Annotated in this window: 9 protein-coding genes; 5 read left to right on the top strand and 4 right to left on the bottom strand. The window is 70.5% G+C overall.

Translation table 11 applies throughout. From position 1 onward, the window contains the following. The first annotated feature begins 11 nt into the window (after positions 1–11). Positions 12–863 carry a MaoC family dehydratase N-terminal domain-containing protein gene (locus ACH34T_RS02305; RefSeq protein WP_395990221.1) on the top strand — a complete coding sequence of 284 codons (852 nt, stop codon included), beginning with the start codon at positions 12–14 and terminating at the stop codon, positions 861–863. Between the two features lie 25 nt (positions 864–888). Here the strand turns inward: ACH34T_RS02305 and ACH34T_RS02310 are convergent, their stop codons facing one another. After that, complete coding sequence (locus tag ACH34T_RS02310; RefSeq protein ID WP_395990222.1) at positions 889–4,176, bottom strand: BTAD domain-containing putative transcriptional regulator; 3,288 nt, start codon at positions 4,174–4,176, stop codon at positions 889–891. Positions 4,177–5,277: 1,101 nt separating this feature from the next. On the opposite strand from ACH34T_RS02310, the gene ACH34T_RS02315 reads away from it, so the two are divergent. Further along, on the top strand, positions 5,278–6,018 hold the full coding sequence (locus ACH34T_RS02315) for a BTAD domain-containing putative transcriptional regulator (RefSeq protein WP_395990223.1): 741 nt from the start codon (positions 5,278–5,280) through the stop codon (positions 6,016–6,018). 335 nt (positions 6,019–6,353) lie between these two features. After that, the gene (locus tag ACH34T_RS02320) at positions 6,354–6,848 is read left to right on the top strand and encodes a beta-class carbonic anhydrase (RefSeq protein ID WP_395990224.1); all 495 of its coding nucleotides are present in this window, start codon (positions 6,354–6,356) and stop codon (positions 6,846–6,848) included. Between the two features lie 67 nt (positions 6,849–6,915). Here ACH34T_RS02320 and ACH34T_RS02325 read toward each other — a convergent pair whose 3' ends face one another. Further along, positions 6,916–7,461, bottom strand: a complete 546-nt coding sequence (locus tag ACH34T_RS02325; RefSeq protein WP_395990225.1) for a hypothetical protein — start codon at positions 7,459–7,461, stop codon at positions 6,916–6,918. A 234-nt stretch (positions 7,462–7,695) separates the two neighbouring features. Here ACH34T_RS02325 and ACH34T_RS02330 point away from each other — a divergent pair, with 234 nt between their 5' ends. Continuing rightward, complete coding sequence (locus ACH34T_RS02330) at positions 7,696–8,493, top strand: hypothetical protein (protein WP_395990226.1); 798 nt, start codon at positions 7,696–7,698, stop codon at positions 8,491–8,493. Positions 8,494–8,508: 15 nt separating this feature from the next. Here ACH34T_RS02330 and ACH34T_RS02335 read toward each other — a convergent pair whose 3' ends face one another. Beyond that, positions 8,509–9,207, bottom strand: a complete 699-nt coding sequence (locus tag ACH34T_RS02335; RefSeq protein ID WP_395990227.1) for a response regulator — start codon at positions 9,205–9,207, stop codon at positions 8,509–8,511. Further along, on the bottom strand, positions 9,204–10,430 hold the full coding sequence (locus ACH34T_RS02340; RefSeq protein ID WP_395990228.1) for a sensor histidine kinase: 1,227 nt from the start codon (positions 10,428–10,430) through the stop codon (positions 9,204–9,206). The genes ACH34T_RS02335 and ACH34T_RS02340 overlap by 4 nt, the downstream gene beginning before the upstream one ends. 200 nt (positions 10,431–10,630) lie before the next feature. On the opposite strand from ACH34T_RS02340, the gene ACH34T_RS02345 reads away from it, so the two are divergent. Next, on the top strand, positions 10,631–12,694 hold the full coding sequence (locus ACH34T_RS02345; RefSeq protein ID WP_395990229.1) for a right-handed parallel beta-helix repeat-containing protein: 2,064 nt from the start codon (positions 10,631–10,633) through the stop codon (positions 12,692–12,694). Positions 12,695–12,717: the final 23 nt, after the last annotated feature.

Consider the following 12,717-nt stretch of genomic DNA (forward strand, 5'->3'; position numbering starts at 1 on the left):
GGCCTGAGGGAATGAACAGCACCAGCGAGCGCACGGAAACACTCCAGCCCGAGCCGGCGCGCGCGCTGGGCTCGCTGCTGGACGTGCCGGTACCGGACTTCGAGGACGGCGCCGGCCTGCCGCTGCTGTGGCACTGGATCTACCTGCTGGAACGGCCCGCGCAGTCCGACCTCGGCCCGGACGGGCATCCGCTGCGCGGGACGGTCGCCGCCTTCCCCGGAGGCACCCGCCGCAGGATGTGGGCGGGCGGCCGCGTCCGGACCGACGGGCCGCTCGTCTGCGGGGAACCGGCCACCAAGCGCAGCCGCGTGCTCTCCATGAAGGACAAGCAGGGCCGGACGGGCCCGCTGACCTTCATCCTGGTCGAGCATCAGATCCTGCAGCGCGGCCGTGTTGTCATCGACGAGCAGCAGGACATCGTCTACCGCGAGCCGGTCTCCCCCGACGCACAGGCGTCGGCTTCGTCCGAGGAAGGCCCGGTAGTCGAGCCCGGTGACGGCGAGTGGGCGATCGAGGTTTCGCCCACGCTGCTCTTCCGCTTCTCGGCGCTCACCTACAACGCGCACCGGATCCACTATGACCGCGACTACGCGCGGCAGGTGGAGGGCTACCCGGGCCTGCTCACCCAAGGACCGCTGCAGGCCGTCGCCATGGCCGAAGCGGCACGCGCCGCCGGATACGCCGGCGACGACGCCAGGGGCGAGCGCCTGCACTTCGAGTACAGGCTGACCTCGCCCCTGTTCGACCACCAGGGCCTCGTCGTCAGCGCCGCCAAGGAGGAGGACGGCGCGCTGGCGACCGCCGTCCGGGACAACTACGGACGCCGAACGGCAACGGGAACCCTCCGCCCAGCCGACCACTGACCCCGGTCATTGCGCGTCACCCCGGTCATTGGGCGCACGCCTCGACGCGCAGCCCCAGCAGGGGCGCGATCGACTCGCCGCAGTCGTCGAGGACGGCGGTGCCCACCGTGATGGGCCCGGCGGCGCGCAACCTCAGTTCGCGGTGAACCGTGAGCGCACGGCTGCTGAAGTGCACCGCCTGCTGACCGTCGCCGAGCTGGACCAGGCACCACCCGATCGTGTAGAGGGCCCGGATCTCTCCTTGCAGGTCACCGGCGGCACGGGAGTGCCGCAGCGCCTGCCGTGCCTGGTCCATCGCCTCCATCCCGCGATGCTGCGACTGCAGGACGTGGGCGCGGCTGAGACCCGACAGCGCCTGGAGCCGGCTGTCGCCGAGCCGCCCGGCCAGCCGGACGGCCTCGTCCAGGTGGTGACCCGCGCTGGTGACGTCGCCGAGCAGGAATCTCAGCCAGCCGAGCTGCTGGCGCGCCATCGTCAGGCCGGCGAGATCGCCGCGGCCGGTGGCCGCCGCGAGCGCCGCCTCCTGAGCCGCCGCGAGCCGGTGCCGGCCCGCCTCGTCCTGGAAGTACCACCCGGCCGTCCAGGGGAGCTCCCAGGCGTACGGGGCGTAGCCGCCCTCGGCGGCCTGCCTGATCAGGGCGAGCAGGACGTTCCGCTCGTTCTCGAACCAGTCGACCGCCTGCTCGGGTCCCTCGAATTCCTCAAGGGTGACCCCGGGCCGCGGCGGGGTGCGCGGGAGCTCGGCCTGACCGGGACGCAGGAGGCTCGTCGCCACGACGGAGGCGCGCAGGTAGTGGTCGAGCACCCGCTGGACGGCGGCACGCCGGTCGACCTGGCTCTCGCGGATGCTCGCCTCCTCCGCCGCGTAGGAGCGAAGCAGGTCATGGCAGGTGTAGCGGCCCGGAAGGTGCTCTGTCAGCAGGTGCTCATCACATAATTCGGCGAGCGCCAGGCACGCCTGCCCCGGTGACAGGGCGGCCAGGCTCGCCGCCACCGGGACGGTGATGTCCGAGCCCGAGTAGAGGCCGAGGAGCCGGAACATGCGGGACGCCAGGTTCCCGAGCCTGGCCCGCGACCACGAGAACACCACCCGCAGGCTGGTGACCGGCTCCCCCGTGTCGAGCGCGTCCAGCCGCCTCCGCGTGTCCCGCAGCTCGGCCGCGAGCGCGGCCAGCGACAGGCCGGGACGCGCGGCGGCGCGGGCGGCGGCGTCGCACAGGGCGAGCGGCAGGCCGCCGCAGAAGGCGGTCAGCTCGCCGATCACGGCGGGGTCGGCCGTCGCCCATCTGGCGCGCAGGTGCAGGGCGAGCAGTTCGCGGGATTCGGCCTGCGTCAGGACGCCCAGCGTCATCAGGTGGGCGCCTTCCGCGGCCAGCCCGGTGAGCCGGTTCCTGCTGGTGACCAGCACCAGGCACGTCGGCGATCCCGGCAGCAGCGGGCGGACCTGTTCCGCGTCGTGGACGTTGTCCAGGACGATCAGCATGCGGCGGTCCGCCAGCAGGCTGCGGTACAGGGCGGCCCGACCGTCGAGGTCCGACGGGACCCGCGCGGGCGGCACGCCGAGGGAGACCAGCACGCCCTCCACCGCGTCGGCGGGCACGACCGGCGTCCCGGACGGCCCGGACCCGCGCAGGTTCACGAACAGCTGCCCGTCGGGGAAGCGCGGGGCCAGCTGGTGCGCCCAGTGGACGGCCAGCGCGGTCTTCCCGATCCCGGCCATCCCGGTCAGCGCCGCGATGACGACGCCCTTCGCGTGCGTCATGTCCTGCTCCGCCAGGGCGGAGAGCCAGGTCAGCTCGCTGGCGCGTCCGGTGAAGCAGCGCGGCGCGGCGGGCAGCTGCCGCGGCGGCGGGAGGTGCCCGGTGGCGGTGAACGCCCGCGGCTGCGCGTGCGGCTGCTCCCCGTTCAGGACATGCGCCAACCCGCGGCCCGGCACGTGCATCAGCTCCCGATCGGCCTCCTGCATCAGCTGCCGGTCGGCTCCGTCCATCAACTCCTGGTCGGCCCCCTCCAGCAGCTCGCCGTTCGCCGTGCGCGGCAGCTCCCGGTTCGGTACGCGCATCGGCGCCCGGTTCGGCGCCCGGTTCGGCGCGCGGTTCGGCTCGCGGCTCGGCACGCGTACCAGCTCGCGGCTCTGCCCGCGAAGGTGATCGCGGCCCGGCGTGCGGGGGTGATCGCGGCCCGGCCCGCGGAGATGATCGCGGTTCGGTGCGCGCAGGTCCTGCCGCAGGACCCGCACGTAAGCGTCGGCCAGTTCCTCGCCCGGATAGAGCCCGAGCTCCTGGTCGAGGCGCGACCGGACGCCCTCGAAGACCCGGATGGCGTGCGCCTGCTGCCCGGACCCGGCCAGCGCGATCATGAGATGGGCGTGCACCCGTTCGTTGAGCGGCTCGGCGTCGGCGAGCGCCTGCAGCCGCGGCAGCACCCGATCGTGCCGGCCCAGGTCGTGGGCGACCTCCGCGTACTGCAGGAGCACGCCGACGAGTTCCTGCTTGAGCGCGGTGACGCCCGGGTGCCCGGCGAGGACGTCCACGTCGGCGAACGGCTCGCCGCGCCACAGGCTGACCCCGCAGTCGTAGTGCTCGGCCGCGGTCACGTCGTCCCCGGCGGCCCTCGCCGCCATGGCGCGGGCGACCATGTCCCGGAAGACGAGCAGATCGACCTCCATGCCGGAAAGGCTCAGCCGGTAGGCGCCCCCGACCGAGTCGATCACCTCGTCGTCGCCGCGGCTGCTGCCGCTCTTCAGGGCCTTGCGGATGCGGCTCACATGCGCCTGCACCAGCGACACGGCGGTGCGCGGCGGCTCCTCGTCCCAGAGCAGGTCGACGATCGCGTCCCGGCGGACGGGCACTCCGGGCTCCATCAGGAGCAGCCCCAGCACCGCGCGCCGCGCGGGCGGTCCGAGGCGGAGCGGCTTGCCGTCCGTCCACGCCTCGAACGGGCCGAGCACGGACAGCCGCAGCCCTTCACCGCGTCCGGACGGGTGCGCCGCCCGCGCGGATTCGGAGTCGTCCCGCGGGCGATCCGCCGTCGGCGCGTCGTCGGCCCGTCGCCTCGGCAGCGCGGCCGCGCGCGCCAGGTCGGCCGCCTGGTCTTCGTCGAGTCCCAGGGCTTCGGTGAGCGCGGCCAGCGAGTGCGGCCGCGGCCGGCATCGCCTGGACTGCTCGAAGTCGCGCAGCGCGGCGAGGCTGAGCCCCGCCCTGGCCGCGAGTTCACGTTGCGTCAACCCCATCTGGCGCCGGTACGCACGTACCAAGGCCCCGAAATGAGAATTGTTGTCACTGGCCCCCGCCAACTTCTGCCCCCGTCTCATCACATATGCCACACGGGCACAACATGCGATGCTGCAACGAATTTCGGATCTCAGGTACAGGCGATATTCGTGGCGCGGCGAGGCCCGGCCGTCGATGACGGTGGGCCCGGTCGCGAGCGCCTGGACGAGACACGACGTGTGCCGGACGATCTCGCGCGTGTCGATCTGATCGCTGGAGAGCTGACGCGCGTGGCCGACCGCCGCGGCATGGTTTCGGTTTTCGACATCCGCCGAGTCCGGGTCTGGCTAATCGTTTGGGAACTGTGGGACCCGGCGAATTCTCGAACCGCGCCTGGATCGTTGACGATCAGCGTGCGCGGTATCCCTGGAAAGAGCCTGACGGCCGGTGGGAGTTGGTCCGGCGTGCGGCTCGCTGGCACATCCTTCTCTGGTCTATCGCCCCGTGACTTTCGGTTCCGCATGGGACCCCCCAGGTCCCATGCACATGGTAGTGCGTCTTCGTCGAGATTGTCGCCGACAAAGCCTTGTTGCCTTCCATACCAGATATTCGGCACGGCGGGCAAGCCGGATAATCGGGCCCGCCGCCGGACGGCGGGCGCGGCCCCGGCTGACGGATTGTCGTCCGTCCCGGCACTGCGCGTGGCCCCCTTCGGGCACCGGGCAATGCCGGAGCGGATGATCTCCGCGCCGGGCTCGTCCAGCTTCTCGATGACATAGTCGGCCGCGTTCACGTTCGCCCCCGGACTTGACTCGACCACTATTTCGATGATGCTGCCCCGTTTCCAACTTGAACAGCTTAGATGGCGAAGGCTACCGATCCGCTACCCGTCCCCTACCGGTATTACTACCGGTCCACTTCCAGCGTTTCGACCTGACCGGAGTCGCGGGATGCCGATCATGTGCTCGGCCACGCCTTCGCCGGTCAGGAGACCCGTGTTCGCAACTGATCGACCACGTACCGTGATCATCGGTGGCGTGTCGTTCGCTCTCGGTGACCACATCCGGACACTCGGTGGAACGTTCGACCCCGGCACTTGACAGTTCCTCGATGACTGCACTTAGCGTTTGGACGATGGAGTCTGCTTCGGCGAGCCCATAAGCAGTACCTGCACGGTGAGGGGGGACCGTTTGTCGTTGAATATGTCATTCCTGGGCTCGATCGAAGTGACATCCGGACAACGGGAAATACATTTGGCCGGACAGCGCCAGCGGGCGCTGCTCTCGATCCTGGCGCTCGATTTCGGACGGGTCGTCCCGACCGAGAGAATCATGGACGCCATTTGGAACACCCAGCCTCCCGCCACGGCGCGCACCAAGCTCCACGCGCACGTCTCGGCATTGCGGCAGACGCTCGGCCAATCCGCGCGGGATCAGCGCGGTCCTTTGATCACGGCATCGCAGGGTTACAAGCTCTCCACCAACAATGTCGAACTCGACATCGCCGAGTTCTTCACGCTGACCGGCGGGGGCCAGCAGGCCCAGCGCGCGGGCCAGTACGAGGCGGCTTCGGACCTGTACGGCGAAGCACTCGCGCTGTGGCGCGGGCCCGCGTTCGCGGACGTCACGTCGGCCATGGTGCGCGCGGCCGCGGTGTCCCTCGACCAGCATCGTTTCCTGGTGGCGGAATCCAAGGCGGAAGTCGATCTCCTTCAGAACCAGGCCGACATGGTGGTCAGGGATCTGTCCGGCATTCTCGCCTCGCAGCCTCTCCGCGAGCGGTCCAGGGGGCTGCTGATGAAGGCGCTGTACTCGCTCGGCTGCCGCGTCGAGGCGCTGGAGCTCTACCGGGAGGGCCATCAACTAATGGTGGCCGAGCTCGGCGTGGAACCCAGCGCACAACTACGAACCCTGCACCAGCGAATACTCGCGGACGACGAGTAGACCCCCATCCACCGATGGTTTCCGGGGCTGTTTCCCCCGCCGGTCCAGGCGCGTCGGGCCGCCGACCGCAGAACAACCGGCTTGCCCGGCATTTCGGGACGTTTCAGCTTTTAATAGGCCTGGACCGAGCCAATCACGCGGCAGCCGCCACTGCGCGAGGCAGCCGCTAGGCGGCAGGCGGCACCCCTCAGGCGGGCATCCGTCGGCGACCGGCGGGAAGCTCATGTCGTCGCCTCGACAGGGAGAAAGTTAACTAATAAGGTAGGAAAAGTCACTATTAGTGCCGACCCTGGGTTTCCTGGCCCGGGACGGGCGCCGAGCCGGGGAGGCCGAGGATGAGCGTGACCGATGAGCTGATCGCCAACAGCGAGCGGTACGCGGCCGAGTTCGACAAGGGCGATCTGCCGCTGCCCCCGGCGCGGGGCGTGGCGGTGGTGGCCTGCATGGACGCCCGCCTCAACCCCTACGGCGTCCTCGGGCTCAGCGAGGGCGACGCCCATGTCATCCGCAACGCGGGCGGCGTCGTCACCGCCGACGAGCGGCGGAGCCTGGCCATCAGCCAGCGGCTGCTCGGGACCACCGAGATCATCCTGATCCACCACACCGACTGCGGCATGCTCACGTTCACCGACGACGCCTTCAGGAAGCAGATCCAGGACGAGACCGGCGTCAAGCCCGACTGGGCGGCGGAGGCGTTCGCCGACCTCGACGAGGACGTCCGCCAGTCCATCGGGCGCATCAAGGCCGACACGTCCATCCCGCATACCGACCAGGTCCGGGGCTTCGTCTACGACGTGCGGACCGGCCGGCTCCGCGAGGTCCATCCCTAGGACCGGCCGGGCCTGGCATACCGCGCACAGCGCGCGGAGTGCCCGTCGTCCGGAAATGGTGCAGGGGTCAGCGGTGCCGCTCGGCTGTCTCCATGGTCCAGTTGTAGAAGGTCGCCGGGTCGCCGAGCGCGTTCTGCAGGCTGGGCCTGACGATGGGCGCGTTGGCGGCGCTGAGGACGTCGAACAACCCGAGGTAGGCCCATTCCCAGACCATGGCCTCGAAGTTGTAGGCGTGCATGAGCGGGGTGAGGCGGCGGCGGATGCGGGCGACCTCGTCCGGCGCGAACCCGGCTTCGCCCAGCCGGGCGAGGCAGGCGCGTTCGTCTGCCGGGTCGAGGCGGGTGTCGAGGAACGGTTCGAGCAGGTCGGCCCACGTATCAGGACGGGTCGACCGGACGATGCCGTTGCGGCGGCAGAACCGCTCAAGCTCGGCCTGCTTTCGATGCGGGACGAACAGGGTCTCGCCGAGGGTGGTCCGTAGCTCGGGCCTGATGGCCTTCCAGTCGGCGTCGCGGATCCGCGCGGGCGTCACCATTCCGAAGGGGTGGACCGTGGCGCCGCGAAAGTCATAGCGCAGGAAACAGATGTGGTCCTCGGCGAAGGTGACCTCCATCGGTTCAGGGTCGTCCCTTCGCCGGCGGGTCCGGAAGGCGGCGACGCTGTGAGATTCGCCGCTCGGCGGTGGGACGGAGTCGCCCGGCCGCCCGTGCGCTTCCGTGTTTCCCGGCCCACCCCGTAAGGTGCCGTGGACAACACGCGGGAGGCCAGGCGAATGGACGCGGCGCAAGCGATTTCCTTGGTGGTGGATTGGATCCGGTCTCGCGGCCTGGATTACCCCACGGAGGGCTTGGCGGCGGATCGCTTCGAGGCCGGCTGGAGCGTCTACGCCCCGGTGGACGTCGACGAGAGCGACCCGATGGCCTTTCTCAACATGCCGGTGGGACGGTCGGTGTTCCTGGTGGGTGACTCCGGCCGTATCGAGGAAGTATCGTCCTCGGTTCCCCCGCAGTACGCCCACGAGCGGTTCGCCGCGCGGGAACGGTCCACCGGCACCGCCGCCGGACGGAAACGCGCCACGGACGGCGGCGCGACGGGGGCCGATGCCTATATGGCCGAGTTCGTGCAGTGGCTTGAGCAGGACGGACCGTCCGGCCAGCCGGGCATCAGCGGGTTCAGCATCGTCGGTCCAGGACCCGGCGACGGCGCCGCCGGAGGCCAGGACGGTGTGATCGCCGACGAGGCGTCGCGGCTGATCGACCCGATCGTCCAGCAGCTGGCATTGCTCGGCCCGCCCGAGTGGGAATGGCTGTGGGCGGAATTCGCCTTCACCGTGTCCGCTGAGATCGCCTATCTGCGGTTCTCGTCCTATCACCGTTCAGTGGTCGTTCCGGTGCCGGAGCCGGTGGCGGCGCTCGTCCGCGATCAACGGGACGTTGCGGCGCGGATGTCGGCCGGGCCGTGGTGGCGGCTGCTACTGACCGTCACCAATCGTGGTGAGACGACCGTGAGCTACGACTACGGCGACGGCCCTTTCCCGCACGATCAGCTGCTGCCGCCCGAGGATTACCGCAACGACCTGGAGGCGTATCCCCGCCCGCGCGTTCCGGCATGGCTCGCGCGATACATCGACTGGCCGGACGCATAGCGCCCGGAGGAATGGTCAGGCCAGGTCCGCGTCGTGCGCGAGAATGGCGGCCTGCACCCGGTTGGCGAGGCCGAGTTTGGCGAGGGCACGGCTCACATGGGCCTTCACGGTGGCCTCGCTCATGGTGAGTTCGCGGCCGATCTCGGTGTTGGACATCCCGCGCGCGACGCTTCGCACCACGTCCAGCTCACGGACGGTGAGGACGGCAAGGCGTTTCCGGGCATCGGCGGCCCTGGACACCCCGCTCCTGGCGAAATGCTCGATCAGCCTCCTGGTGACGGTGGGGGCGAGCATCGCGTGCCCTGCGGCGACGACGTGGACGGCCGCGATGAGGTCGCGCGGCGGGGTGTCCTTGAGGAGGAACCCGACGGCGCCCGCGCGCAGTGCCTCGTGGACGTACTCGTCGAGGTTGAACGTGGTGAGCATGACCACCTTCGGCGTGGAAGACGCGGGCACGGTCCCAGCGGACGCGGTCGCAACGGGGGCGGTCTGTCCGGCGGCGGCGGTGATCCGTCCGGCGGCGGTGAGGCCGTCCGTGCCGGGCATGCGCACGTCCATGAGCACGACGTCCGGACGGCACCGAGCGGCCGCCGCGACGGCCTCGGCCCCGTCGCCCGCCTCGGCGACCACGCTGATCCCGCCGTCGCTCTCCAGGATCCGGCGCAGCCCGCACCGGACCAGGCGCTCGTCGTCGGCGATCAGCACGCGGATCATGCGGGCTCCTCGATGAGGGGGATGCGGGCGCGGACGGCGAAGCCGCCGTCCGGACGCGGGCCCGCCTCCAGCCGTCCGCCGATCAGTTCGAGGCGTTCGCGCAGGCCGATGAGGCCGAGCCCGGCGCCAGGCGGGCGAATCGCGGCCCGCCTGCCGGGGGGCTCGTTGGCGACGGTCAACTCCACGTGGTCCGGCCGGTAGCGCAGGACGACCTCCGTCGCGGCACCGGCGGCATGTTTGTGGACGTTCGTCAGCGCCTCCTGCACGACCCGGTAGGCGGCGCGCTCGGCGGCGGCGGGCAGCGGACGGGCCGCGCCCTCGTCGTGACGGCGGACGGGCAGTCCGGCCGACCGTGACTGGTCGAGCAACCGGTCCAGGTCGTCGAGCACCGGAAGGGCGGTGCTCGGGTCGGCGGCCGGATCCGCGGCCAGGTCGGCGGACGGCGAGCGCAGGACGCCCAGCACCTCGCGCAGATCGGTGAGCGCCGCCTGGCCCGTGGCGCGGATGAGCTCCGCCGTGGTCCGCGACTCCTGGTCGGACGTGCCGACCTCAAGGGCCCCGGCATGCAGGACGATCAAGGAGACCCGGTGCGCGACGACGTCGTGCATCTCGCGCGCGATGCGGGTGCGCTCGGCCGCGCGGGCCCGCTCCGTCCGCGCGGCCTGGTCGCGTTCGAGCCGTTCGGCGCGGTCGGCGAGCCCCGCCAGGACCTGCCTGCGGGCATTGATCCACAGGCCCGCGAACAGCGGAAGGCCGACCAGGAACAGCACGGCGAGGACGCCGTCGAAGGTCGACGTGGAGTAGCCGGGGCCGAGCACGAACCTCAGGCCGGAGGCGTCGTAGAGCGGCGGCAGTCCGAGGAGCGCGACGGCGGAGCCGCCGGTGAACACCGCGAGGTGGCCTCTGCGCCGCAGCGTCGTCGCCGCGTAGTAGGACGCGACGATGAAGCCCGGCCACCACGAGAACAGCAGGGCGGCGGGCGCGGTGACGGCGAACAGCGGCCACAGCCGGCGCCTGGCCGTCGCGGCGGCCGCCCCGGCCACGGCGGCGGACAGCAGGATCAGCGCGCCCTCGGCCCGGCCGCCGGGCCGCTCCTCCCAGTAGTCGAGCACGACGAAGCCCGCCAGCACGATCCCCAGCGCGCTCGGCGCGACGCGGTCGGCCAGCCGCGCCACCGGCTCCAGCGCCCGGCCCTGGGACGACACCGCCCGCGCATAGTCCACGGCGCGAGCGTAACCAAGGGGGGGCGGCGGGCGAATCCGACGATCGTCGATATGCGCTCGTCCAAAAGGCGAGACATCCCGGTACCTGAGGACGACGCCCTGATCGACGATCAGCCGACGCGCGCCCGGCACGCCCGCCGCGAAGGTTGGACCGAGGCTCATCGAACCGACCGGGCCTCATCGAACCGACGGGAGGCGGAGTGGGCATCAAGAGGACGCGGGCAGGGGCCGGCGCGGGTGCGGCGGCACTGGCGATCGGCATGCCGGTCGCGGCGGTCGTGGCGGTCGCGACGGTCGCGGCAGCCGTGACGGTGGTGGCGGTGCCGTCATCGGCTTCGGCGCAGTCCGGGCAAAGACCCGAGCAGTTGTACGTCGCGCCATGGGGCAAGGACGTCTGGCCGGGCACCGTCGAACAGCCCTTTGCCACGCCGGCGCGCGCGCAGAAGGCCGTCCGGGAACGGACTGCGCGGATGGCGTCGGACATCGTGGTGAACTTCCGGTCCGGGACGTACCGGCTCGCGGCGCCGCTGAAGCTGACGGAGGCGGCGGGCGACTCGGGGCGCAACGGCCATCGGGTGATCTACCAGGCCTACGGCCACGGGACGCCGCGCCAGGAGAAGGTGACCCTCAGCGGCGGCCGCGAGATCACCGGATGGCGGCCGGACGAGCGGCAGAAGGGATTCTGGCGCGCCGACGTCGGGGGACTCGACCTCCGCCAGCTCTATGTCAACGACAGGCGGGCGTCGCGACTCGTCCATGGAAACGCGGGGCTCGGGGACAAGCTGGAGCTGACGAAGACCGGCTACACCACCACGAGTCCCATTCCGGGAAAGTGGCGTGACCCCCGCGACATCGAGTTCATCTATCGGTACGGCTATGTCGAAGGCCGCTGCGGCGTGGCCGACATCTCCGGCTCCGGCTCCGGCTCCGGCGCGGGCTCTGGCTCTGGCTCTGGGCGGACGGCTATCACCATGGATCAGCCTTGCTGGGACATGCTCCGGAACCTGTACGGCGCGGACGCGCCCAAAGAATGGTTCGCGGTGGAGAATTCCCTGAGCTTCCCCAGCACGCCGGGCAGCTGGTATCTCGACCGCTCCCAGCCCGGACGGCATGTGCTGCTGTATCGCCCGCGGCCAGGGGAGGACATGCGTCAAGCCCAGGTCACCGCGCCCATTCTGGAGTCTCTCGTCAGCGGTACGGGGCAGCCCGGACGTCCATTGCACGACGTCGCCTTCAAGGGCCTGACATTCGCGCACGCCTCCTGGCTGGCGCCCAACGAACCGGAGGGATTCGCCGCGGCGTGGAGCATGTATATGCGTCCGGGGAAGGACGGTGAAATGACGGCGCTGACGGTGCCGGGCAACGTCGCCTTCCGCACCGCGGAACGGATCACCGTCGAGGGAAACCGCTTCGTCCATCTGGGCGCACAGGCGCTGGAATTCTCCGAGAACAGTTCGTACAACGTCGTGGACGGCAACGTCATCACCGACGTCTCGGACGGGGGAATCCTGATGGGCGTCGTCCCGCCCGACCTGAAAGGCACCAACAGCGGCAATCGCATCACCAACAACTGGATCCACGGCACCGGAGCGGACTACCGCGCGTCGTCCGCGATCTGGGACACGGCGACGCAGCGCACGACCATCGCCCACAACCAGGTCAACGACGTGCCGTACATCGGAATTCTGTCCGGGCCGAGCGACGACCTGCGCGGCATCATGCACGGCAACCGCATTCTCAACAACCGGGTCTTCAGGACGAACCGGCTCCTGGCCGACGGCGGCGGGATCTACCTCCGGGGCGAGCAGGGGACGTCCTTCGCGGACGGGGCCGTCATCAGCGGAAACGCCGTCACCGAAAGCAAGTTCACTCCCGAATGGAACATCGGTATCTACACCGATGACAGCTCCAATTGGGTCACCGTCGACCGCAATGTCGTCTACGACTACGTGGCCTCGATCGGCGGGTGCAGCGAGGAGTGGGGCAACCGGCCCGTCCAGAACGTGCGGTACCGCAAGAACTTCTGGGACGACGCCGTACCATCGTGGTTGGAACGCAAGGACTATCCGGGAGCCTGGCCTCCGGCCGACGAGCAGAACCCTGAGGAAGGGTGCGGCGAACCCCGGAAACTACAGTTCGCCGCCAACACGAAACTGCCGCCCGCCAACCCGGGCCAGGCATGCTCCAACAACACCGAATGCGCCGCGATAGTGCGGAAGGCCGGGCTGCTCCCGTCCTACCGCCACCTTCTGCGCGCACCATAACGACGAACGCGAGCCTCAGGCAC

Origin of the sequence: Actinomadura sp. 9N215 (assembly GCF_044326345.1) — a bacterium.
GTDB lineage: Bacteria > Actinomycetota > Actinomycetes > Streptosporangiales > Streptosporangiaceae > Spirillospora.